Below are 21,572 nucleotides of genomic sequence, written 5' to 3'. Positions count from 1 at the left end.
TACAGGAGGAAAAATGTTTCAATTAGAAGATATACTTGAAAATGCCCAAAAGCTGGAACAACACGGTGACTATAAAAAAGCCAGCCATCTGTATAAAAGATTACAGAAAAAGGCTCCGGATTCTGAAATTGCAAGAATATCACAGAAAAGGCTGAACGTGATTGACGCCTGGCAGAACGTGGGACACAAGCCAGCTCCCAGACTGGAATGGATCGCCTTTTATATGATGCTATTTAGTTTTTCAGGCGCCTTTTTTATCACGTACCCCCTGTCCTTTGTAATACAATCCAGCAGCACGGTACTTAATCTTTACATCGGGCTGGTTTGTGTGACGGAAGTATTGTCTATTGGGCTGTTAATGGTCAATAAATTATATTATCAAAAAACATTTAAGGCGCTCTCGATCATGACACTGCTGATTGATGTGTCTACAATCCTTTTGGGGATAGTGGCAGTAATCGCGGGAGCATAAAATAGTTTAAAAACAAATGGGATACTGGCTGTCACCCATCAAAACCCTGAAGGCCGCATACGCACACGCGTATGTGGTATTCAGGGTTTTTATTTTTACCAAAAGGAGAAGAAATGAAGCCCAAAAATCTGAAAAATTACATTATGGAACACGCCGGAGATTTTGAAAGAGTTGAAAACACCGGCTATACCGACAAACAGGGGCGGGAGGTCATCGCCGAGTATGTGTATACCGGACAGGCGCGTATCGTGGTTTGTAAAGACTGCGGCGGGGCGCTCAAGCCCAAAACCATGAGAATCGAGGCGAAAAACGGCTGTGCTCATGTGGTCAACGGCCTCGAAAAGCCCGTGGAGGTGGAGGAAGGGCGCGTGATCGTGGTCTATGTGTGCAGCCGTATTTGTCTGGAGTGTGCAACCCATCAGCGGGTCTTTCCCGAGGGCGTGGCCGGCTGGGTGCGCCATGCCCTGGACCGGGTCTGGGAGCTGCTGTCGCAGCTTTTTGAAAACGATGAACTATCCAGCCCCGGGCCCCTGAGGGGAAAACGCCGCCGCACCTGGGAGACCCTGGATTATTACGGCGAGAATGCCACCCTGTACCGCTGGCGCGCCCGGGCGGCGCAATGGTTTTTAAAAGAATAAAAATAATCTTATTTTTAATAATTAAAAATTTGTTTGCGTGTTTAAAGCGCATAAATTCCTGTATTCTAGAACCATCAGCAGACACAAAATAACAAAAGCTGCTGAAATAAAATCATTTTATTTTACAGGAGGTTTACAATGAATCGTAAACAAAACACAACCCAAAAAGAAACCATGGCCCCAAAAAGCGGAAACACCGGGTGTGGTTCGTGCGCCCAAAAAAAGGCTGGCCTCGATGTTACCATGAGCCGGATTTCCACCATTATCCGCCTGGCGGAGTACAAAGACGGCCATGAGGATTTAGAGCTTTCCATCGCCAATCAGGAAAAGTCTGTCACGATCAGCGCCGACGTGCTGCGGATGCTGCACCTGGCCCTGGAGCTGGAGACCACCAAAGCCTGCCGCCTGTCTGGTAAGAACGAGGCGCTGAAGAAACAGCTGCTCCGGCTGGGCGTGGAGCCAGAGGAGCCGCACCCCATTTCCGATGTGATCATGCCCCACTATATGGATATGGACGAAACCATGGCCATGATTGGCTGGAAACACTACGCCGGCCTGCCTGCCATGTCGGTTCAGGCCTTTCTGGACAGGCTGCTGGAGGAGGAGAAGATATACATGGGCAGCCATGACTTTTACGCTTATCTGCGCCGGGAGGGCTATATCTGCAAGGTGGATGGCAACAACGTCATCACCGAAAAGGCCGAGTACATGCGTATTCTGGAAAACGGCGGCGGCAAAACCCCCGGTGGCCGGGGCATCCGGGTGACGGCCTCAGGCTGTGACTACTTTAAAGACCGTCTCGAGGAGCTGCACGAAAAGATGCGCCGGGCCAGACCCGCCAGGGAGACCCAGGATTGAACTACCTGACCGAGCTACTGGCCTTTTACAGATGGCTGGAGACCAATCCTGTCAGCCCGCTGCTCCAGTCCTACTGGCATCTGCTCATGTATTACAACAACAAGGCCGCCGTCCAGGGAGGGGACGGCGGCTGGTACTGGCCTGTTTGTTTCAGGCTTCCGAACACTGTGCTCATGCGCCTTTTGAGCATCAAAGACCGGCGGGTTTTGCTGCGACAAAGACAGTACCTCATTGACCACGGCCGTGTGACGTACCAAAAGGACACAGGACAGCGGTCAGGCATTTACCGCATGACGCCCTTTGACAGCGGCCTGACGGTTGCTGCCCTGCCATCGGAAAAGGGTCACAGTGTGACACAAATCTGGACACAAACTGTCCCGCAGTCTGTGACACAAGTGTCCCCGTTCATAAATATAAATAATAAACAAGCTTCTCTATTGTATTGTAATCAGGAGTCGCCGCCCGATATTCACGGCTTTAATCTGCTGCCTCCCCTCACCGAATCCGAGAAGGCCGCCATCAAAGCCCTGTACCCGGACGACGAGGTGGCCGCCTTTAACGCTATGTGGGCGGCCAGAGAGAAGAAACAGTAGGGCACGACGCCCCCGTCGTGCCGTCAAAGAGGATCAAACCAGCAATTTTAAACAAAAGGAGAACAGCATGAACCGATACGGCACAGGACCCAGGGTGGTCCGCAGAAGAAGAAGCTACATGGTCGAGGCCGAGTGCCGGGCGCGGGTGGGCTTTCACGCCCGCAGCGCCGAGGAGGCCGAAGATGAATTTAACGAGTTCAGCGCCGCGGTGGAAGATCAGTTTCCCGGCATTGTGCTTGAGATTACAGACGTCTATGAGGACGAGTAGGAGGTTTATTTGAGCGATTACAAAGCCATTGATGAATACGTACAGTGCTACCAGACAGGGCAGAAAAGCCCCAAGGGCAGCCCGGAGCGGGAGCGCGGCAAGAACGCGGCAGAGATGCTGCTCATGACCTTTAAGCCGCTGATTTTGTCCACCATGCAGCGCACACCCGGCATCGCGCCCTCCTGCTATGAGGACGCCTGCCAGGACGGGTGCCTGGCCTTTTTGGAGGGGATCATGAAATTTGACCCCGGACATGGCGCTGCCTTTAACGCCTTTATCAAAAGCCATTTACAGCTCTATTACAGGAAATGGCAGTGCGGGCAATTTAACCGGTCCGTCACAGCAGAAACACAGCTGTCGGAACCCGAAAGCGGCTGTGAAGGGTTAAGCCTGGAGGAGGTAATTACCGACGAGACCGTGGATCTGGAAGGGCGCTATATCGAAAGCGAGAGCCGGCAGAGGCTTTGGCAAAGTGTGGAAGCGCTCTCGGCCAGGCAGGGCAGGGTGGTTTATCAACTCTTTCACGAGCGCAAAAGCCTGGTCCAGATCGCTGAGGAAATGGGCGTCACCCATAAAGCCGTTCGGAATTTGAGGGATAAAGGGCTGAAAAATTTAAAAAAATCCTTAAAGGGGGTCCCATTTTGAGCTCAAAAAAAGTATGTATAAGTGTAAGGCAAAAGCGCAGCGCTACGCCACACAAAATACAAACCGAAAAGGAGAAAACAAATGGCAGTAGAAGAGACCAAAAAGGACACCAAGCTCAAGGTAACCGTCAATCACGGCGAGAAACTGGGGAAAATTGAACGCTCCAGCAAATCCTACGGCGACGTGGATCACGAGGCCACCAAGGAGCAGCTCAGAAGTGCCTACAAGCACATCACCGGGATGCAGGAACCCATTGGCGAAGGGTGTGAGCGGGTGACCACCAGCGACATCACAGAAATTGTGTAGAAAATTAAATTTTGAAGGGAGATAAACAATGGCAGTAGAACAGAAAAAAGAACTGGTAATGTACTTTGAGCGCACCGACGGCAAGGAATTCAGAATGACCATCCCGCATTACAAGGAGGGGATCACCGATGAGGAAGTTAAAACCGGCGCGGCCGGCATCGTGACCGACGACATCTTCAAGCCCGAAGGCTTTGCACTCGCCAGGCTGGCCGGCGCCAAGCGCGTAGACACCACCGACGTGGCAGTTGAGTAAAAAAGGGGCGAGAGCCCCTTTTTTACTTTCTACCTGATTAGAAGGGAGATCATATGAACATCATTCACAAACGCATTGGTCGAAGCATCTTTTTTATCATTTTCATCCTCGTTGCCTGTATATTTTTCGCGAACCTGGTCCCTGTGCGGGAGGCGGAAACTCAGGAAGCAGGGGAAATCCAGCAGGCACAGCTGCCTCCGGTTTTGGTGACGGAGCCGCTGCCAGAGCCTGAAAGACCGCCGGACGGAGCGGTGATCGACCACCCGCTGCCAGAGGATCCTATTATCACCGATGGCCCCTGGGCGTCGGCCCACTTCCTGATGGCAGAGTATGCCTGCGACTGCGCGGGCTACTGTGACGGCTGGCCGGCAGAGATGGACCCGGAGCTGCTGGAGCGGGTGGAGGCGCTGCGGTGCTGTTTTGACCGGCCGGTTATCATCACCTCTGGGGTGCGTTGCGAGGAGCGCAACGCCGAGGTGGGCGGCATCGAAAACTCCTGGCACCTGAGTGGACACGCGGCGGATCTGTACTGCCCCGGAGTGCCCTGTGATGTGGTGGCGGCCGAGGCCCGGGAGCTGGGCCTGGGGGTCATCGAATACCCGGACCGGCAGTTTGACCATGTGGAAATCTGGAAGTGAGGTTAGGTAAAAAAAGAAGCCCGGAGGCTTCTTTTTTATTTCTTCAAGTCCAGATAGCATTCGTAGGCTTCTGCGCCGGTGCGTCCGTTGTGAACGACCTCGCGGATGGCCTGAATCATGGCTTTGGGGTCGTCTGCCTGGAAGACGTTGCGGCCCATATCGACGCCGTGGGCGCCGCGGCTGATGGCCTGGTAAGCCATTTCGAGGGCTTCGGCCTCTGGGATTTTCTTGCCGCCGGCAATAACGAGGGGCACCGGGCAGGCAGCTGCCACTTCCTCAAAGTTATCACAGTAGTAGACCTTGACGATCTGTGCACCAAATTCTGCCAGCATGCGGGTTGCCAGAGAGAAATATTTGGTGGTGCGTTCCATTTCCTTGCCTACGGCCACAACGCCGAGGGTAGGAATGCCGTAGCGGTTGCCGGCGTCGATGGTTTTAACAATGTTATGGATGCTTTCGCATTCGCCTTCTGAGCCGATGAAGGACTGGATGGCCATACAGGTGGCATTCATACGGATGGCGTCCTCAATGTCGACGCCTACCACCTCGTGGCTCATATCATCCTTCAGGACAGAGCTGCCCGCGGAGCAGCGCAGTGCGATGGCTTTTTTGCAGTCTGGTGGAATGCAGGTGCGCAGTGCGCCCCGGGTGCCCATGAGCACGTCGGCGTAGTCCATGAGCGGCGGGATGGCCAGGTCCAGGCGTTCGAGACCCTGGGTTGGCCCCATGATATAGCCGTGGTCAAAGGCAAGCATGATGGTGTTGCCGCTTTTGGGGTCAAAGATCTGGGACAGGCGGGTTTTCATGCCCCAGTCCACGTTTTCCATGCCCTTGACGTGGAAACTTTTATTTTCTGCCGGCCGGTCAAAGCCGAAATCTTTTGCGTGTTTGTTGCCGTCTTTATCTGCCATTGGTTTGATCTCCTTTATTGAATGTTAAACAGATTTAATATAAGAGGCAAAGCGTGAAAGGGCAGTCTTATGAATGGAGAATTTAGAATGGAGAATTGAGAATTATAGTGCAAATGTGCAGAGCACATTTGATTAGAATTGCGGTCAGAGACCGCAGCACGAATCGCTTGAGCCAAAGGCAAAAGCGCACCAGCATTTTTCATTCTCCATTCTCCATTTTCCATTCAACAAGACAAGCCGCTTTTTAGCTTTGCCTCAAGCCTTAAATTCTAAACGAAATTAAACGACCTTGTATGGGGTCTTGCATGGAGCATTCCAGTATTTGAGCTCTTCTTCGTCTACGCGGGCCATGAACATCTGGAAGCCTGCTGTTTCCTGTACAGTCAGGATTTCGCCAACCCAGTTTGCTTTCACATGGATATCTTTTTCTTCCAGGTATTTATAAACCTTGCGGAAAACAATGAGGAGCTCCATTAATGTGGAGGAGCCACTGCCGTTGATGAATACCATCACGTCTTCACCGGCTTTGAGGTCAAGGTCTGCGATTAATTCGTCGGCCATGATCACAGCGGTTTCGTCGGCTGATTTCATTGGTTGGCGTCCGCCGCCGCCTTCACCGTGCTGGCCCATGCCCACTTCCATTTCATCATCGCCTAAGGTCGAGATGACTTCGCCGTTTGCCGGGTGGGTTGCGCCCTTGGCAGCTACGGCAATGGTGGCCATGTTGTCTGCGAATTTCTGGGCAATGGCAGCCACTTCGTCTAAGGATTTGCCTTCTGCTGCGGCAGCTGCTGCGATTTTGTATACGGGCACGCAGCCTACCAGACCGCGGCGGTCGTCGGCGTTGGAGCGCGGTGCGTTGGCAATATCTTCCTGGGTAACGACTTTCTTAACGTTCAAGCCTAATTTTGCGGCTTCCTTCATGGTTTTGTTGCCTGTGAGCATATCGCCCGCATGGTTTAAAACTACGAATAAAACGCCGTGGCCCTTGTCGGCCATTTTTAAGGCTTCGATACAGGCCTTATAGCCAGGCGCTGCAAAAATATCCCCGATCACGCAGATGTCAACCATGCCTTCGCCCACAAAGCCTTCGATGGCTGGTTCGTGGCCGGCGCCGCCTAAGGTTACGACGGTTACGCGGTCTGCGTCTTTTAATTTTTTGTTAACCACCAGGTTGTTTCCTGTTACTTCGATAATATCTGGGTTTGCCAGTTCCAGGCCTTCCAGTAATTCAGATACGATGTTTTCCGGCTGGTTTAAGAATTTTTTCATTGTCATTTTAGTATTTCCCCCTGTTAATTTAGATTATATTTGGTTTTTTAAAAGGATCGTATTTTTTGAAAACTGGACCTCACTTCATTTCCATGAGCTCGAGGACGGTGCCGTGTACGGATACAAAGGCGATGTCCAGAGTTTCATCGACGGCCATTCTTCCGTTTAGGACAGTGGCGCCTTCTTCTTCGATGAATTGATCGATATTTGGCACTTTATAGGCAACGTGGGTTTTGTTCACAACGTCGGGATGAAGGGGTGTGCCTTCTTCAAAGCGCAGGTATTCAAATTTCAGGTCGTTGTTGTCTGGGCCGGAGATATAAACCTTCAGGCCTTCGGCGTAATCTTCAGGTAATACGGTTTCCTTTACAGGAACGCCAACGTGCATGATTTCATATTTCATCTTAAATTCCTCCTGAGAATCTTAATAAATTAAAACGTCATTAAAGGGCATAGCCTTCTGCCAGACCTTCGTAGAACAGGGCAAAGGATACGGAGCCAGGGTCGGTATGGCCGATGGCGCGGTCGCCGATGTAGCGGGCGCGTCCATACTTGCCAAGCATATCTGAGGTTGCGTCGGAGCCTTCACGGGCGGCTTTGGCGGCCTGGTTCAGGACTTCCTGATTAATCTTATCGGCGCTTCGGATCACCTCGGTCGCAGGGTAAATGGCGTCCATCATGGATTTTCCACCGGGCTTTGCGCCGGATGTATCGAAAAATTCTTCATAGGCGCCAAGCAGGATGGTCTTAATAAAGGCGTCGGTATCCTGGCTGGGGTCGGCCGCATCGGCCATGCCACAGACAAAAGAGCCAAAAAGCGGGGCAGCGGAGCCGCCGCTGATATCCTCAAGGGTATCGTTCAGGGCTTCCAGTGCTTCTTTCAGGTCGGTTTCTTCGTTCCAGGCGTCCACTTCGGTCACCAGCGCTTTGGCGATCTTTTCCATGGTGGTTCCGTGGTCGCCATCACCCAGCTCGCAATCCAGCCTGGTTAAGTTTTCGACGTTGCTTATAATTTTATTAGCAGATGTCAATAACATGTTTTTGATTTTTAAGGTTTCTACTGACATACTCTCACCTCCGGTATCGGTTTCAACTTGTTTATAGAATATCACCGGAATTAACATTTGTCAAACAAAAAAACGTAAAATAATTTAAAATCCTTGAAAAAACCCATAAAAATATGAAAAATAAGCAATAAACTGACAAATGTAAAGTATTTTGCATTTTGAATCTTAAAGATAGTGGATTGACATTTGTCAAAAAATAGAGTATATTTAGAAAAAAAGCTGTTGACATTTGTAAAGGAGAGCATCATGAAAGAAAAGGAGCTGATCCGTCTTATTAGCGCGGCGCAGATGTATTATGAAGAGAACATGACTCAGGCAGAGATTGCAAAGTCGATGGGTATCTCGCGGCCTTCGGTCAGCAATCTGCTGAACAAAGCCCGCAAAGAAGGTATTGTTAAAATTGAGATCAAATCTTTTGACAGCACCAGCATTGGAAAAAGCCGGGAACTGTGTAACCGGTTTGGCTTAAAGAGCTGCCAGGTGGTCAGCTGCACAGAGGATAAGAACGAAACACAGGAGCGTCTTTATGAAGCCGCTGTGGATTTTCTTTTGGAAATCCTGCCTAAAACCCGAATCCTTGGCCTTGGCTGGGGTTATAATATCAGCCGTGTCATTGATATTTTAGCGGGCAGGGAGCTTGCTGGGCAGTACAGCGGGAAGGTCTGTCCGCTGATCGGGACGGCCACAGTGCCGCACAAGGGCTACCATCCCAATGAGCTGGCTACGGATTTTGCCCGAAAAACGGGATTTGAGGCGGATTTTTTGATCTCGCCGGCCTTTCCTACGACCAAGCAGGAACGGGATTTATTTGTGACGACAGATAATTATAACAGTATTCTGGCCCTGTGGAAAAAGACAGACACCGCACTGGTGACCCTTGGCGGCTACCCCTGTGTGCCGGACCACGCCACTGCCCTGCGCTTTGGGCGGCGGCTGATCACGGAGCGGGCGACCTCCAATATTCTGTCTTACTTTTTTAACTGGAAGGGACAGCAGATAAAAGGGGAGGATGATTTTGCCATACAGATTCCGCTGGGACCGCTTTCTAAAATTAAGAATTTTATTGGCATTGTGCCTGTGGAGGCTAATGTAGGATCGGCCATCGGCTGTCTGAACACCGGGTTCGCGCGCCACCTTATCATTGATGAGGTGACGGCTGAGAAGATTTTAAAAACGGACGTATAGCAGATCGCTGCCAAAACGCTCCTCGGCGTGGTCGGGGCTGTGTCTCAGGATAAAAGAAGTCAGCTCCCGGCCGCCGATTCGGCGGGTGTCCCGGATGCCGTCATAGGCGGCAGTGAGCGCCTGGAGCTCTTCGGTATACTGGGGAAGGAGCTGGCAGGGCTGCTCGGTTTTAATGGACAGGGAGATAACGCCCGCGTTAAAAAGGTTGATGGTGAAGTCTACGCTTTTTTCTCCGGCGGAAAAGGCGCTTTCCAGCAGCAGCTCTGTCATCCTGCAGATGTCCCGTTCTCTCACAAAGGAGGACATGGGGTAGAAAACCACAGGGTTAAAGTCAATCCCTTTTTCCTGGGCGATGGCCTGAAAAAGGGAGAGAACGCCGTCCAGGGCGCAGTAGGCTGTGGCGGCCTTTTTTTTGAGGACGCTGTATTTTTCTTTGAGCGCATGAAGATCGGAAACAGCGACGGCCGGGGGCAGGGGCTCGGCCGTGGAGATGGGCGAAATAGTCAGGTTCATGGCGGTTCTCCTTTCTGAATCGGGCTAAAACAGCACAAAGCTGAAATAGGTAACGGTTTCGGGGCCATTATTATAGGAAAGGCCGGTTTTGCTGGCCAGATCCATCACGACGATGCCATAGCCTTCCACGGATGGAAAAATCTGGTCTGGGTAACGGCAGGGGGCGTCGGGGTAGGTGCACTGGTCGCAGAGGATACAGCCCTCTGTGGAGAGCACCAGAGCGCCAGGATAATGGGCTCTGAAAAGACGGGCAGACTTGGCCGTAGCGGCCTCGTGAAATATGCGGGCCCGGTGCCAGCCTCTAAAGTCATACTGGCCTTTTAAATCGGTAACGGTTGAGAGCAGACAGACGTTTTCGTAGGAGCGGCATTTGGCGACACAGCTGTTGTAGCTGCCTACCGCGGGCGGGCAGGCCCAGGTAGCGCCGTAATGGCCGCATTGGTTTCCCTCGCATAAAAGCCTTGTGCCCATGGAAAACAGCAGATCGCTGGTTTTGGCAAAGGCATATTCATGAATGCCGAACAGTCTGCGTTTATCTTCAAGCTGCCGCTTAATGGTCATCAGGCTTTTAATAACGGTGTCACCTTTAAACTCTTTGGCAGGCTCTGCCTGTTTTTTTATTTCAATCAATGGAAAGACCTCACCTTCATTTAGTACAATAAAAAAGCCTTCCCCGGCTAGAGAAGGCAAAAAATACGAAATTGATTAAGGAACGTATCTCTTAAATGACTCTAAATCGGAGCGTTTTAAGAAAACATTATGCCGGTCTTCTGGCTCTACAATGGCATTCCCCTTCCCTTCCCATCCGGCGGACAGTGGCACATAAGGGGACATATTGCATTACAGCTGCGATTACAGCAAAGGATTTTCACCTTTTTCCCATTTACATAATGTTTACAATATTAAGTTGCCTTTATCATATCCCTTTGATTTTCTTTTGTCAAGGTTTATTGGGCCCTGACAGGGGCTTTTTCGTAAATTTATTTTTTTACAACAAGATTTTCCCCTTTGTTTTAATCTTAAATGTAAAGAAAAAAATACTGAAAAGCCGGTAAAGGGGCGAGAACCGCCTTAATTAAACCAAAAACACGTATGTTTTAATGAATTTTTCATAAAATATTAAGTAATTTCGGTTAAGGTATTGGCAAGGGCCAAAGGATATGTTAAAATATATCTAAATTGTAAATAACTTTACAATTTGGTCAAAATTATATATAGGAGGGTGGTGATTAGGCATTAGCAACGAAAGCCATCGCTCAAGTGGCAAGCTCCAAATGTTTTTTAAGAAGCTTGCGCATTACGCCAAGCACTTGAGCAAAAGAGAAAAAGTCGTATTCACAGGTTTCTGTGTAGCGCTTCTTCTCGGATTCTTTTCTTCAACCTGTCTTGGTTACAAGGTAATGGTTGACGGAGAGGTTTTAGGCTATACAAAGGATGCGGCTGTGTTTACACAGAGTCTGGATCAGGTAGAGCAGGATATGCGATCGAAAACGTCGATCGAAACAGCATATGTCTACAATGATATACAGATTAAAAAGAGCATCACGTTTAATAAACCAATGTTGTCAGAGGAAGAATTTACTGATGCATTGAACGCGCAGAACCTTCAGGTTGGCGTTCATGGTGTAGAATTAAAAGTTGACGGACAGGAAGTTGGAAACCTGGCTTCATCTGATCAGGTACAGGCCGGTATTGCAGGTGCAATTAATAAGATCGGTAACGTACAGGGTACAGATAAGCTGGTAAAATGCGACATCCAGAGCGACGTTGTAGAAACGCCTAAGAATTTTCCGCTCGAGGACTTAAACAGTCCGGACGAGTGCGCTAATCTTTTAGCAACAGGTAATACTAATCCGAGTAAGAGTGAAGAGAGTACGAACGCTCCAATCCAGGTAGCAAGCCGTGGTGGAGCCGATGTGGCAAGAGACCAAAGCAATGAGCCAGCCCAAGAGGAAGCTTTAGCAGCTGAAGGTACCGTTGAAAATAATAGTAATGAGAATGTAGAAAACCAGAATAATGAGACTGAGACAAGCTCCAGTATCTTAAAAATTAATCTGACTAAAACATCAACTAAAAAAGAAGACATACCTTTCCAGACCGTTGAGCAGGAAGATCCAAATGTATATGTTGATCAAACTGTAGTTACACAGCAAGGTGTGAACGGACAACTTGATAAGGAAGTCGAAACCGTCTATGAAGACGGTAAGGTTGTGAGTGAAACAACCTTATCCGAAACAGTCGCGAAAGAGCCGGTGGCTCAGATTGTTTCAAAGGGAACGAAGCAGTACCCGACCATGTCTTCAAAGAAAGGCAACTTTATTTTACCGGCAACCGGTAATATTTCCGCTTTAGACAAGCCAGGAAGCCACGCAGGCTGCTTTGCAGTAGACATTGCGAACTCAATGGGTACGCCGATCTACGCACCGCAGAGTGGTACAGTCATCCGGGCAAGTGAATTTGGCGGTTACGGATTATGCGTTGACATTATGATGGACGATGGAAAAACTGTCCTGAGAATGGGTCATAACTCCGAATTTAAGGTAAGCGTTGGTGACCGGGTCGAAAAGGGCCAAGTCGTAGCGTTAATGGGCAGCACTGGTAACTCAACCGGACCGCACTCCCATTTTGAAATCCGCATTAACGACGTTCAGCAATTTTTACCAGACTATTTTGACATCAAGGACGGCGATAACGTCTGATGTCATGATCGAAAAAATTAGTATATGCATATCACTGATAAAAAAGAACCAAATCGCGTGTTTGGTTCTTTTTTTATTTTTTGTAAAGAACCGGGGCGGTGGTCCGGCCGCCAGTGTTTCGTGTTTGTTGACTTTTATACCCGGGCATGATAGGCTTAAACAGTCAAATTCAGTCATTTACAATCAGTATTAAGGCGGGAAATAGGAAATATTTGATTATTTTTGAAGTTTTTTGAATGAAAATGCTTGACAATGACTGAAAATGGTGATATTATACAGTTGCGGAGGAGAGAGAGATGTTAACAGAGGAAAGATTTAACATTATATTAAAAACCGTGGAGAACAAAAAAGCAGTGACCGTGCAGGAGCTGACGGAGCTGCTCGGAAGCTCGGAATCAACGGTGCGGCGGGATCTTACCGCCCTGCACGAAATGGGTCTGGTTCATAAGGTTCATGGAGGTGCGACAGCCGTTGACAACAGCTATACAACAAATGAAGACGATGTGGCTTATAAACACGGGCAGTACAGTGAGGAAAAAAAGCGCATTGGACAGTACGCGGCTTCGCTCATTCATAAAGGCGACTTTGTCTTTATTGACGCGGGGACAACTACCGAGGCGCTCATTGACTATATCAGCGAAAAGGAAGCGACATATGTGACCGACGGCCTTGGACACGCAAATAAACTCCTTAAAAAGGGGTATAAAGTTTTTATCCCGGGCGGACACCTCCGGGTCTCTACCGAAGCCATGGTGGGCGAGGAAACTGTGGAAGCCCTTAGGAAATATAATTTTACCCTTGGCTTTTTCGGCACCAATGGCATCAGTCCAACGGCAGGATACACCACGCCAGACGTGCACGAGGCCATGGTTAAAAAGGAAGCCTTTGATAATTGCCGGGACGCTTACATTCTGAGCGACCCTTCAAAATTTAATAAAATTTCTTCCGTTACCTTTGGCGACATCGGCAGCGCGAGGATCATCACCACGGATTTACAGGATCATAAATACCTGAAATTCACAGAGATAATGGAGGTAGACAAAAATGATCTACACAGTGACCTTTAATCCATCCCTGGACTACATTGTAAAGGTCGATGATTTTAAAACCGGCCAGGTAAACCGTACCGCCTCGGAGCGGCTGTTCCCTGGCGGTAAGGGCATCAATGTTTCCATTGTGCTTAAAAACCTCGGCTTTGACAACGTGGCCCTGGGCTTTATCGCCGGCTTTACCGGCAGAGAAATCGAGACGCGTGTCCGGGACTTTGGATGCAGCTCTGATTTTATCGAAATCGAAAACGGGCTGTCCCGCATCAATGTCAAGCTTAAATCCCAGGAGGAGAGCGAGATCAACGGCCGTGGGCCTCAGATTTCTGAGGAAGCGCTGGAAAAGCTTTTCGCCCAGCTGGACAGGCTAAAAAAGGGCGATGTGCTGGCGTTGGCGGGCAGTATTCCGAGCTCCATGCCGTCAGACACCTATGAGCGTATCATGGCGCGGCTTGAGAATCGGGGCATTGATATTGTGGTAGATGCCACAAAGGAGCTGCTTAAAAAGGTTTTAAAATATCATCCGTTTTTAATCAAGCCCAACAATCACGAGCTTGGCGATATGTTCGGGGTTACCCTTAAAAACGATGATGAGATTATCTTATACGGCAAAAAGCTCCAGGAAATGGGGGCGCGCAACGTGCTTGTTTCCATGGCGGGCGACGGAGCCATCTTTCTGAATGAGGATGGCAGTGTGCATAAAAGCGCGGCACCCAGCGGCGAGGTTAAAAATTCCGTGGGTGCGGGCGATTCTATGGTGGCAGGCTTTCTGGCAGGCTATCTGGAATCCGGCGATCTGGCGGCTGCCTTTAAAATGGGCGTGGCTGCCGGCAGTGCCAGTGCTTTCTCGGAAGAGCTGGCAACCAGACAAGAGGTCTCTGACCTTTTAAATAAAATCTAATTCCAGGGGGAAAAGAAATGCGAATTACAGATTTACTGAAAAAAGAAGGCATTGACCTTCAGGGAAAATCTGCATCCAAGAGCGAGACCATTGATAATCTGGTTGAGCTCATGGACGCGACCGGAAACCTTAATGACAAGGAAGGCTACAAGAAAGCCGTTGTTGCCAGAGAGGAACAGGGAACGACCGGAATCGGCGAAGGGATCGCCATCCCGCATGGCAAAACAAGCGCTGTGAAGGAAGCTGGACTGGCTGTTATGGTGAGCAAGGAAGGCACCGACTATGAATCCATGGACGGGCAGCCTGCCCATCTGCTCTTTGCCATTGCTGTGCCGGATAATTCTGACGATACACATCTTGAGCTGTTAAGCCGCTTATCCATGATGCTCATGGATGAGGATTTTAGGCAAAAGCTTATAAACGCGACGGACAAGGATGAATTTTTGAAGCTTATCGACCAGAAAGAAACAGAAAAATTTGGCGAGGAAGACGCCAAAAAGGAAAAAGAAAACGCAGCGGAAAGGGCTGTGGAAAAGGTAGAAGCCGAGGAGGCCAGAGTGCGTGAGGCAGCGGCTGAGGTGGATACCGGATACCCGAAGGTGCTGGCTGTAACTGCCTGCCCAACCGGGATTGCCCATACCTATATGGCCGCTGAAGCCTTAGAGGGCAAAGCCAAGGACATGGGGGTCAGCATCAAGGTTGAAACAGACGGCTCCGGCGGCGTTAAGAATGAACTGACCCGTGCCGAAATTGCCAATGCCGACGCCATTATCGTGGCTGCGGATAAAAATGTGCCCATGGCCCGTTTTGATGGCAAGCCGGTTATTCAGACCAAGGTAGCCGATGGTATCCATAAGCCTGAAGAGCTGATCAGCCATGCACTGGAGGGCAAGGCGCCCATTTATCATGCTGACAGCAAGGAAGAAAGCACTGCCGACAGCGGCGAAAAGCAGAGTATTGGCCGCAAGATCTACAAGGATCTCATGAATGGCGTTTCCCATATGCTGCCCTTTGTTATTGGCGGCGGTATCCTGATCGCGCTGGCCTTCCTTTTTGACGATTACGCCATCGATCCAGCCAACTTTGGGATGAATACTCCCTTTGCGGCATTCTTAAAGACCATCGGCGGCGCTGCTTTCGGCTTTATGCTTCCGATTTTGGCTGGCTATATTGCCATGAGTATCGCGGACCGTCCAGGTCTGGCGGTTGGTTTTGTGGGCGGTTATATTGCCAGCCAGGGGTATATCCTGGGGATGGTAGACGGCACCATGACCATTACCACCGGCGGGACCTCTGGTTTTCTCGGCGCGCTGGTTGCTGGTTTTCTGGCTGGCTATCTGGTGCTGGGACTGCGTAAGTTATTTGATAAACTGCCCGATGCCCTGGAAGGTATCAAGCCGACGCTTTTGTATCCTTTCTTCGGCCTTTTGATCATGGGCGCGCTGATGGTATTCATCATCAATCCGCCAGTCGCGGCGTTGAATACTGCTATGACCAACGGCTTAAACAGCATGGGTGAAAGCTCCAAGGTAATTCTCGGGGTGATTCTGGGCGGCATGATGGCCATTGATATGGGCGGCCCATTCAACAAAGCAGCCTATGTATTTGGTACGGCAGCCATCAGCTCCGGCCAGTATGACATCATGGCAGCGGTTATGATCGGCGGTATGGTGCCACCCATCGCCATTGCCCTGTGCGCCACCTTCTTTAAAAACCGCTTTACCCAGAAGGAACGCCAGTCGGCGCTGACGAACTACATTATGGGCCTGTGCTTTATCACAGAAGGGGCGATCCCCTTTGCGGCGGCTGACCCCATCCGCGTTATTCCATCCTGCGTTGTGGGCTCTGCGGTGGCCGGCGGCCTCTCAATGCTTTTTGGCTGTACCCTGATGGCCCCCCACGGCGGCGTGTTTGTTTTCCCGGTGGTGGGCAACCCGCTGTTCTATGTTGTGTCACTACTCATTGGCTCTGTTGTAGGCATGATTCTGCTGGCGATTTTGAAAAAACCCTTAAAAAAAGAAGCAGCATAAGCATTTAATAGCAATATTTATGCCAGATTAATATAAAGTTAAAAATTTTTAGAAAATAAACAAGATTTGCTATGCAAGTTTGGGTAAAAATGTTAATATAATACTAGAAATTTTTATAGTCCAAAGGAGAACTTAAAATGAAAGAATTTAATTACAAAATTACGGACCCAGCAGGTATTCATGCAAGACCAGCAGGCTTACTCGTTAAAAAAACCCCAGCCATATGCATCAGAAATCAGCCTGGTTAAGGATGGCAAAACCGGTAATGGCAAGAGCATGTTAAGCGTTATGGGCTTAGGTGCTAAAAACGGCGAAACCATCACTGTACAGGCAGACGGTCCTGATGAAGATACCGCTATTGTTGAATTAGAAGCATTCTTCAAAGAAAACCTCTAAATCGCTCCCTCTATTAAATTAAAATATATTTGGAAAGCGGCGCCGTTTTAATCATCACGGCGCCGTTTCCCTTTTTTGAAAAATATCCTTGAGTTTTGAGTGAAAATCAGTTAAGATAAAAACAATCAACCAAATAGGGTGTGCCTTTTCAATGAAAAGAAGACTGCCAAAAACAGACGCGCTGAGGGCGTGCCTGTTTTTGGCTTTTTTTGTGCACCAGATTTACAGGAGGACCACAAATGTATATCATGATTGACAATTACGATTCCTTTGTTTATAATCTCGACGCTTATTTTAAAGAACTGGGACAGGAGGTTGAGGTCATCCGCAATGACGCGGCAGATCTGAGCGCACTGCTTAAGCGCAGAGACATTCGGGGAATCATCATTTCTCCGGGGCCTAAAAACCCGCAGGACTGCGGTGAATCGGCTGGGATTGTCCGTGCCTTTGCGGGCAGGGTGCCGATCCTGGGGGTCTGCCTTGGGCACCAGATCATCGGCCATGTTTTTGGCGCGGATGTAAAAAAAGGGGAAAGACCCATGCATGGCAAGATTACGCCAGTATTTCATAAGGGCAGGAACCTGTTTAGGGGGCTCAGGCAGGAGATGCCTGTCACCCGTTACCACTCGCTGGTGGTAGCGGAAAACAGCCTGCCGGAGGTGTTGCTCATCGACGCCCGGTCTGAGGATGGTGTGGTCATGGCGCTTTCCCACAGGGATTACCCGGTTTACGGCGTTCAATTCCATCCAGAGGCAGTGCTGACCGAGTCGGGTCATGCGGTTTTAAACAATTTTATTCGATTATGCGAGGAGTGGTGGTGTCATGATGAAAACACAGATTGTCGAATGGCCTCTTAAATACGGCGCGGCTGAGCTTTTTGATCTTTACCACAGCCGCCCTGGCGCTGTTTTACTGGATTCCTCCCTGGTCAATGAAATGGGGCGGTACTCCATTATTGGCCTGAACCCTTATAAAACACTGGAGGTAAAGGATGGAGCCCTGTATGTGGACGGCAGCCCGGCTGAGGGCAGTCTGGAGGAGGTTCTGGGCGCATATATGGCAGCGCATTACGAAAAGAACGATACAGGGCTGCCCATGATCTCGGGCGCCATCGGCTATTTTACCTATGATTACGGCCGGAGCTTTGAGCAGATCAAGACCCGCCACAGCCGGTCTCAGGCGGTTCCAGACTGTATTTTGAACTTTTATGACAACCTCATCATTGAGGACCGGCATGAAAAAAGGCTGTACCTGACGGCCAGTGGTATGCTGGCAGAGCCTGGAGCAGTTCTGGATGCCTTAAAAGCCGAAATCAGCGCTTTTACCCACAGTCAAGAAGCTGGGGAATGGGAAGAATACCCTGTGAAAATCACCTCGGATTTTGAAAAGGAGGCCTATAAAAAGGCTATTGACCGGATGATTGATTATATTGTGGAGGGGGATATCTACATCGCAAATATGACCAGGCGTATTATGGCTTACAGCGGGAAGCCGCCCTACGCTATGTTTAAGAGCCTGCGTGAGAACAATCCTTCGCCTTTTGGCGGCTATTTTAACTATGGGGATTTTCAGGTCATCAGTGCTTCTCCAGAGCGGTTTCTGCGCATGAAAGACGGTTTGGTGGAAACACGGCCCATCAAGGGCACACGCCGCCGGGGCGTGACGCCAGAGGAGGACGCTGCCCTGAAGAAGGAGCTTCAGGAATCCGGCAAGGATAAGAGCGAGCTGCTCATGATCGTTGATTTGGAGCGCAACGATCTTAACCGGGTCTGTGAACCAGGCAGCGTGAAGGTTACCAGCCTGTTCGACGTGGAAACCTATGCCACAGTTTTTCACCTGGTTTCCAATATTGTTGGAAAGCTGCGGGACGGTCTGACAGCCCCTGACCTGCTCCGTGCCGCTTTCCCAGGCGGGTCAATTACCGGGGCACCCAAAATACGGGCAATGGAAATCATCGACGAACTGGAGCAGAGCCGCAGAGGGCTGTATACAGGTTCCATGGGCTATCTGGGCTTGGACGGGAGCTGTGATCTGAACATTGTGATCCGTACTGCGGTTTACCAAAACGGCTGCTACACCCTGGGTGTGGGCGGCGGCATTACCTGTGAATCGGATTTGGAATTTGAATACGAGGAAACGGAGCAGAAGGCCAGGGCACTTCTGGAGGCTATGAAATGAGCGGACAGGAAATGCTTTTAGACGATGGCTTCTGTTTTGGACTGGGGGCTTTTGAAACCATCGCGGTCATGTATGGCCGGCCTGTGTTTTTAGAGGCGCATCTGAAACGCCTGAAAAAAGCTTTGGATTTCTTTGGACTCCAAAACCCTGTGACACCGGAGTGGGTGGCTGAAATTTTGAAAAAGCACCCCATGAAGAACGGTGTGCTCAAGGTCATGGTATCCCAGAAAAACTGTCTGTGGTCCTGCCGGGAAAACCCCTATACTCTGGCAGACTACGAGCGTGGCTTTGTGCTGAGAACCAGTCCGGTGCGGCGCAATGAAACCTCCCCTCTGACCCGTTACAAGACGCTTTGCTATGGAGAAAATATTCTGGAAAAAAGAAGAGCCGACGCCCAGGGCTTTGATGAACCCGTGTTTTTAAACACCAGGGGGCGGCTGACAGAAGGAGCGGTGACGAATCTTTTCTTTGTTAGGGAAGGACGCCTGATCACGCCGCCGCTGTCCTGCGGTCTGCTGCCAGGAACCGTCCGTGATTACCTGATCAGCCGCTACGACGTGGAGGAGAGAGTGATTCTGCCCGAGGAGGCCCGCGATTTTGATGAGGCCTTTGTCACCAACGCTTTAATGGGGATGATGCCCGTTTGTCAGCTCGACGACATTGCCTTTGGCGAAAAAAGTGTCTGGGAGGCAGTCTGGCGAGATTATCAGGAGCTTTTGCGGCAAGCGTCCGAATGACGTGAAGCTGTATAAAGGAAAAGCCTCAGATCTCAGTCTGAGGCTTTTTTGTGCGGCAGCAGGGTATGGAAGGATTCCTTGGCAGCGTCCAAAAGCTTGGAGATGGCTTCGGTCATCATCTTTTTGGTTTCAGGGTCGGTATTTTCAAGGGTTTTTTTGACAGCGCGGGCATTTTTCAGGGAGAAGTGTGCCAGATCACTGACGGTTTGAGCCTGTGTTACAGAGAGAATATCATAGAAGGTGTCGATAAACTGCTCGCGCTCCTCAGGAGACATACCATCGACCCAGGCCTTGACTGTCTGGTCCATGAAGCGGCAGCCAGCGGTCACAGATTCCAGACAGACGAAATCGGGCCCCAGAATTTCCCAGGAGTAGGGGTCGTGCTGGGCGATACCGATTTGCTTGCTGTGAACCACAGTGTAGTCCTCTGCGTGCTCAAGGAGCATGCCGACAATGGAGGTCTGGGGTACAAAAGTACGGATACGGTCATTAATGGCAAGGTATGAGGGGCTTTCCAGCACCTCCGCGGGAAAGCCGGGGCCATCGTTGCTGTAGATCACCTCAATACGGTTGAGATACGCCCCGCAATGAATACCGGCGTATACTGCCAGATTGCCGCCCTTTGAGTGGCCGCCTATGCGCAGACGGACGGCGCCCAGGCTCCCGGCAGCACGCCTCAGATACTCGGCGGCCTCGGTCTGGGAGGGGACACAGGTCTTAAAGCTCATGTTAAAGTCTTCTTTCCAGCCAACCAGGGTGTTATCTGTGCCACGGTAAGCAATAAAGGCCAGCCCGTCACCGGTCAGAACCGTAAGCCCGCAAAACTGTTTTTCCAGGATGGGGTCCAGCTGGTCATCGTAAAGGCAGAGCCCCATGTCTGAAAAACGGCGGCTCTGGGCCAGCGCCTTCAAAAGGCGTCTGTCTTCGTCCACCCGCAGGCGCAGCTGCTGCTCTGCCTCTGGCAGTGCTGAAAAGCGTCCAAAAGCTTCGGCAATGCTGACGGCTTCTGTGCTGTTTGGGACAATGCCCTCGAACCGGATATAGGAAACGCAGCTGAGAATCAGGTTGTCTACCGCGTTAAAGGGAGACTGGTCCAGGGTAAGATCTCCCCGCCAGTCAAGATAATCTAAAATATTGGACATGGTAAAGTCCTCCTGTTTATGTAAGCCTTGTCATTAGAATAGCTCAAAAGGCAGGAAAAGACAAGTGGTTATTTTGTCAAAAGTGATTCAAAGTCTCCTTTTATTAGCATAAAAAATATGCTAAAATGGTTGTAAACATTTACGATGAGAGGAGAAGAAAAATGAAAAAGCAAATGAAACTGCTGGGGGTTCTGTTGATTGTTTTTTGCCTGACGCTGTCCATTACCGGCTGCGGCGACGACGGCACCCAGGCTTACGCCGAGGAGTTTACCAATCTGGCGACTGAAATTTCCCAGGAGAACACAGACTGGCAGAAGCTTTTAAGCGGAGCAGACTATGAAAGCCAGGACTGGATCAACAGTGTGCAGTCAAAGCTTTCTGAAATGGAAACCAGCTGGACCAAGCTGGGAGCCTTAAAAGCCCCGAAAAAAATGGAGGACATTCAATCCAGCTTTAAGGGAGCGTCGGATAAAATGCTGTCCGCCATTGCCCTTTATAAGGAATGTTTTAATGCGCCCATTGATCCCAATAGTATCGATGAAGCAGCTATGAACGCCCTTGTTGACAAGGCGGGCGAAGCTGACGGCATGGCCATGGAAGCCTCAAGCCTGATGCTGGAGGGTTCTCAGAAGGCCACAGACATGATTAAAAAATAAATTGCTAAAGAAAAATCCCGGACCGTCTGGTTCCGGGATTTTTTGTTTGGAGATGGACAGCGGCTTAAAAATCATCTGGACAAACGCCTTAAAACACGCTATACTACATTTTGACATCTATATGACAAAGTCTAATAGAAGAATGACAAGATATGTGTGAAAGGAAAT

Annotated in this window: 25 protein-coding genes, 1 pseudogene and 1 riboswitch; of the genes and pseudogenes, 19 read left to right on the top strand and 7 right to left on the bottom strand. The window is 49.9% G+C overall.

Annotated features, from left to right (window positions below; translation table 11 throughout):
• Nucleotides 1–13 precede the first annotated feature (13 nt).
• From CPZ25_RS08780 to CPZ25_RS08740, 9 genes are all read left to right on the top strand, one after another.
• Nucleotides 14–472 (top strand): hypothetical protein, encoded by a 459-nt coding sequence (locus tag CPZ25_RS08780; RefSeq protein WP_096920222.1) that lies wholly within the window; start codon nt 14–16, stop codon nt 470–472.
• 113 nt (nt 473–585) lie between these two features.
• A complete protein-coding gene (locus CPZ25_RS08775; protein WP_096920221.1) occupies nt 586–1,110 on the top strand; it encodes a hypothetical protein in 525 nt (174 codons plus the stop codon).
• A 138-nt stretch (nt 1,111–1,248) separates the two neighbouring features.
• Complete coding sequence (locus tag CPZ25_RS08770) at nt 1,249–1,968, top strand: hypothetical protein (protein WP_096920220.1); 720 nt, start codon at nt 1,249–1,251, stop codon at nt 1,966–1,968.
• On the top strand, nt 1,965–2,561 hold the full coding sequence (locus CPZ25_RS08765) for a restriction endonuclease subunit S (RefSeq protein WP_074618050.1): 597 nt from the start codon (nt 1,965–1,967) through the stop codon (nt 2,559–2,561). Before CPZ25_RS08770 ends, CPZ25_RS08765 begins: the two co-directional genes overlap by 4 nt.
• Before the next feature lie 67 nt (nt 2,562–2,628).
• On the top strand, nt 2,629–2,829 hold the full coding sequence (locus CPZ25_RS08760) for a hypothetical protein (RefSeq protein ID WP_058693630.1): 201 nt from the start codon (nt 2,629–2,631) through the stop codon (nt 2,827–2,829).
• A 9-nt stretch (nt 2,830–2,838) separates the two neighbouring features.
• Nucleotides 2,839–3,474 (top strand): sigma-70 family RNA polymerase sigma factor, encoded by a 636-nt coding sequence (locus CPZ25_RS08755; RefSeq protein ID WP_096920219.1) that lies wholly within the window; start codon nt 2,839–2,841, stop codon nt 3,472–3,474.
• Nucleotides 3,475–3,555: 81 nt separating this feature from the next.
• The gene (locus tag CPZ25_RS08750) at nt 3,556–3,780 is read left to right on the top strand and encodes a DUF1659 domain-containing protein (RefSeq protein WP_058693632.1); all 225 of its coding nucleotides are present in this window, start codon (nt 3,556–3,558) and stop codon (nt 3,778–3,780) included.
• 28 nt (nt 3,781–3,808) lie between these two features.
• The gene (locus CPZ25_RS08745; protein ID WP_096920218.1) at nt 3,809–4,033 is read left to right on the top strand and encodes a DUF2922 domain-containing protein; all 225 of its coding nucleotides are present in this window, start codon (nt 3,809–3,811) and stop codon (nt 4,031–4,033) included.
• Between the two features lie 53 nt (nt 4,034–4,086).
• Nucleotides 4,087–4,671, top strand: coding sequence for a YcbK family protein (locus CPZ25_RS08740; protein WP_096920217.1), 585 nt, complete (start codon nt 4,087–4,089; stop codon nt 4,669–4,671).
• A gap of 35 nt (nt 4,672–4,706) precedes the next feature.
• Here the strand turns inward: CPZ25_RS08740 and lsrF are convergent, their stop codons facing one another.
• The 4 genes from lsrF to CPZ25_RS08720 all read right to left on the bottom strand — a co-directional run bounded on the left by lsrF (nt 4,707) and on the right by CPZ25_RS08720 (nt 7,921).
• Nucleotides 4,707–5,582 carry a 3-hydroxy-5-phosphonooxypentane-2,4-dione thiolase gene (gene lsrF / locus CPZ25_RS08735; RefSeq protein ID WP_058693635.1) on the bottom strand — a complete coding sequence of 292 codons (876 nt, stop codon included), beginning with the start codon at nt 5,580–5,582 and terminating at the stop codon, nt 4,707–4,709.
• 279 nt (nt 5,583–5,861) lie between these two features.
• A complete protein-coding gene (locus CPZ25_RS08730; RefSeq protein ID WP_058693636.1) occupies nt 5,862–6,860 on the bottom strand; it encodes a dihydroxyacetone kinase subunit DhaK in 999 nt (332 codons plus the stop codon).
• Nucleotides 6,861–6,933: 73 nt separating this feature from the next.
• On the bottom strand, nt 6,934–7,257 hold the full coding sequence (locus tag CPZ25_RS08725; RefSeq protein ID WP_058693637.1) for a hypothetical protein: 324 nt from the start codon (nt 7,255–7,257) through the stop codon (nt 6,934–6,936).
• Nucleotides 7,258–7,297: 40 nt separating this feature from the next.
• Nucleotides 7,298–7,921, bottom strand: coding sequence for a dihydroxyacetone kinase subunit L (locus CPZ25_RS08720; protein WP_167495199.1), 624 nt, complete (start codon nt 7,919–7,921; stop codon nt 7,298–7,300).
• Between the two features lie 246 nt (nt 7,922–8,167).
• Here CPZ25_RS08720 and CPZ25_RS08715 point away from each other — a divergent pair, with 246 nt between their 5' ends.
• The gene (locus CPZ25_RS08715; protein WP_096920214.1) at nt 8,168–9,106 is read left to right on the top strand and encodes a sugar-binding transcriptional regulator; all 939 of its coding nucleotides are present in this window, start codon (nt 8,168–8,170) and stop codon (nt 9,104–9,106) included.
• On the opposite strand, the gene CPZ25_RS08710 is transcribed toward CPZ25_RS08715, so the two are convergent.
• Both CPZ25_RS08710 and CPZ25_RS08705 read right to left on the bottom strand, forming a co-directional pair.
• Nucleotides 9,089–9,619: an ATP-binding protein gene (locus tag CPZ25_RS08710; protein WP_096920213.1), complete on the bottom strand. Its 531-nt coding sequence runs from the start codon at nt 9,617–9,619 to the stop codon at nt 9,089–9,091. The two genes, CPZ25_RS08715 and CPZ25_RS08710, sit on opposite strands and share 18 nt — an antisense overlap.
• A 24-nt stretch (nt 9,620–9,643) precedes the next feature.
• Entirely contained in the window at nt 9,644–10,249 is a 606-nt protein-coding gene (locus tag CPZ25_RS08705; protein WP_195538684.1) for a DUF2284 domain-containing protein, read from the bottom strand.
• 113 nt (nt 10,250–10,362) lie between these two features.
• A riboswitch (cobalamin riboswitch) is annotated at nt 10,363–10,525 on the bottom strand.
• 494 nt (nt 10,526–11,019) lie between these two features.
• Between CPZ25_RS08705 and CPZ25_RS08700 the strand changes: the two genes are divergently transcribed.
• From CPZ25_RS08700 to CPZ25_RS08665, 8 genes and pseudogenes are all read left to right on the top strand, one after another.
• A complete protein-coding gene (locus CPZ25_RS08700) occupies nt 11,020–12,318 on the top strand; it encodes a peptidoglycan DD-metalloendopeptidase family protein (RefSeq protein ID WP_167495198.1) in 1,299 nt (432 codons plus the stop codon).
• Nucleotides 12,319–12,614: 296 nt separating this feature from the next.
• Entirely contained in the window at nt 12,615–13,385 is a 771-nt protein-coding gene (locus tag CPZ25_RS08695; protein WP_058693643.1) for a DeoR/GlpR family DNA-binding transcription regulator, read from the top strand.
• A complete protein-coding gene (pfkB, locus tag CPZ25_RS08690) occupies nt 13,363–14,265 on the top strand; it encodes a 1-phosphofructokinase (protein WP_096920211.1) in 903 nt (300 codons plus the stop codon). The genes CPZ25_RS08695 and pfkB overlap by 23 nt, the downstream gene beginning before the upstream one ends.
• A 17-nt stretch (nt 14,266–14,282) precedes the next feature.
• Entirely contained in the window at nt 14,283–16,295 is a 2,013-nt protein-coding gene (locus CPZ25_RS08685; protein ID WP_096920210.1) for a PTS fructose transporter subunit IIABC, read from the top strand.
• Between the two features lie 137 nt (nt 16,296–16,432).
• Nucleotides 16,433–16,691 (top strand): annotated as a pseudogene (locus CPZ25_RS08680) (HPr family phosphocarrier protein).
• A gap of 239 nt (nt 16,692–16,930) precedes the next feature.
• Nucleotides 16,931–17,548 (top strand): anthranilate synthase component II, encoded by a 618-nt coding sequence (locus CPZ25_RS08675; protein WP_096920209.1) that lies wholly within the window; start codon nt 16,931–16,933, stop codon nt 17,546–17,548.
• On the top strand, nt 17,517–18,869 hold the full coding sequence (gene pabB / locus CPZ25_RS08670; protein WP_096920341.1) for an aminodeoxychorismate synthase component I: 1,353 nt from the start codon (nt 17,517–17,519) through the stop codon (nt 18,867–18,869). Before CPZ25_RS08675 ends, pabB begins: the two co-directional genes overlap by 32 nt.
• Nucleotides 18,866–19,606 carry an aminotransferase class IV gene (locus CPZ25_RS08665; protein WP_096920208.1) on the top strand — a complete coding sequence of 247 codons (741 nt, stop codon included), beginning with the start codon at nt 18,866–18,868 and terminating at the stop codon, nt 19,604–19,606. Before pabB ends, CPZ25_RS08665 begins: the two co-directional genes overlap by 4 nt.
• A 32-nt stretch (nt 19,607–19,638) precedes the next feature.
• Here CPZ25_RS08665 and CPZ25_RS08660 read toward each other — a convergent pair whose 3' ends face one another.
• On the bottom strand, nt 19,639–20,748 hold the full coding sequence (locus CPZ25_RS08660) for an Mbeg1-like protein (protein ID WP_058693650.1): 1,110 nt from the start codon (nt 20,746–20,748) through the stop codon (nt 19,639–19,641).
• A gap of 161 nt (nt 20,749–20,909) precedes the next feature.
• On the opposite strand from CPZ25_RS08660, the gene CPZ25_RS08655 reads away from it, so the two are divergent.
• Nucleotides 20,910–21,404 (top strand): hypothetical protein, encoded by a 495-nt coding sequence (locus tag CPZ25_RS08655; RefSeq protein WP_058693651.1) that lies wholly within the window; start codon nt 20,910–20,912, stop codon nt 21,402–21,404.
• Nucleotides 21,405–21,572 lie beyond the last annotated feature (168 nt).

Source organism: Eubacterium maltosivorans (genome assembly GCF_002441855.2).
Classification (GTDB): Bacteria; Bacillota; Clostridia; order Eubacteriales; family Eubacteriaceae; genus Eubacterium; species Eubacterium maltosivorans.
Note: the sequence above shows the minus strand (reverse complement) of the source record. Positions and strands in the feature narration are given on the sequence as shown.

Bases quoted from the DNA above. Each gene is read 5' to 3' on its own strand.
- CPZ25_RS08780 (WP_096920222.1), top strand. From the start codon at position 14: ATGTTTCAATTAGAAGATATACTTGAAAATGCCCAAAAGCTGGAACAA.
- CPZ25_RS08775 (WP_096920221.1), top strand. From the start codon at position 586: ATGAAGCCCAAAAATCTGAAAAATTACATTATGGAACACGCCGGAGAT.
- CPZ25_RS08770 (WP_096920220.1), top strand. From the start codon at position 1,249: ATGAATCGTAAACAAAACACAACCCAAAAAGAAACCATGGCCCCAAAA.
- CPZ25_RS08760 (WP_058693630.1), top strand. From the start codon at position 2,629: ATGAACCGATACGGCACAGGACCCAGGGTGGTCCGCAGAAGAAGAAGC.
- CPZ25_RS08750 (WP_058693632.1), top strand. From the start codon at position 3,556: ATGGCAGTAGAAGAGACCAAAAAGGACACCAAGCTCAAGGTAACCGTC.
- CPZ25_RS08745 (WP_096920218.1), top strand. From the start codon at position 3,809: ATGGCAGTAGAACAGAAAAAAGAACTGGTAATGTACTTTGAGCGCACC.
- CPZ25_RS08740 (WP_096920217.1), top strand. From the start codon at position 4,087: ATGAACATCATTCACAAACGCATTGGTCGAAGCATCTTTTTTATCATT.
- lsrF (WP_058693635.1), bottom strand. From the start codon at position 5,582: ATGGCAGATAAAGACGGCAACAAACACGCAAAAGATTTCGGCTTTGAC.
- CPZ25_RS08730 (WP_058693636.1), bottom strand. From the start codon at position 6,860: ATGACAATGAAAAAATTCTTAAACCAGCCGGAAAACATCGTATCTGAA.
- CPZ25_RS08725 (WP_058693637.1), bottom strand. From the start codon at position 7,257: ATGAAATATGAAATCATGCACGTTGGCGTTCCTGTAAAGGAAACCGTA.
- CPZ25_RS08720 (WP_167495199.1), bottom strand. From the start codon at position 7,921: ATGTCAGTAGAAACCTTAAAAATCAAAAACATGTTATTGACATCTGCT.
- CPZ25_RS08715 (WP_096920214.1), top strand. From the start codon at position 8,168: ATGAAAGAAAAGGAGCTGATCCGTCTTATTAGCGCGGCGCAGATGTAT.
- CPZ25_RS08710 (WP_096920213.1), bottom strand. From the start codon at position 9,619: ATGAACCTGACTATTTCGCCCATCTCCACGGCCGAGCCCCTGCCCCCG.
- CPZ25_RS08700 (WP_167495198.1), top strand. From the start codon at position 11,020: ATGGTTGACGGAGAGGTTTTAGGCTATACAAAGGATGCGGCTGTGTTT.
- CPZ25_RS08695 (WP_058693643.1), top strand. From the start codon at position 12,615: ATGTTAACAGAGGAAAGATTTAACATTATATTAAAAACCGTGGAGAAC.
- pfkB (WP_096920211.1), top strand. From the start codon at position 13,363: ATGATCTACACAGTGACCTTTAATCCATCCCTGGACTACATTGTAAAG.
- CPZ25_RS08685 (WP_096920210.1), top strand. From the start codon at position 14,283: ATGCGAATTACAGATTTACTGAAAAAAGAAGGCATTGACCTTCAGGGA.
- CPZ25_RS08675 (WP_096920209.1), top strand. From the start codon at position 16,931: ATGTATATCATGATTGACAATTACGATTCCTTTGTTTATAATCTCGAC.
- pabB (WP_096920341.1), top strand. From the start codon at position 17,517: ATGAAAACACAGATTGTCGAATGGCCTCTTAAATACGGCGCGGCTGAG.
- CPZ25_RS08665 (WP_096920208.1), top strand. From the start codon at position 18,866: ATGAGCGGACAGGAAATGCTTTTAGACGATGGCTTCTGTTTTGGACTG.
- CPZ25_RS08660 (WP_058693650.1), bottom strand. From the start codon at position 20,748: ATGTCCAATATTTTAGATTATCTTGACTGGCGGGGAGATCTTACCCTG.
- CPZ25_RS08655 (WP_058693651.1), top strand. From the start codon at position 20,910: ATGAAAAAGCAAATGAAACTGCTGGGGGTTCTGTTGATTGTTTTTTGC.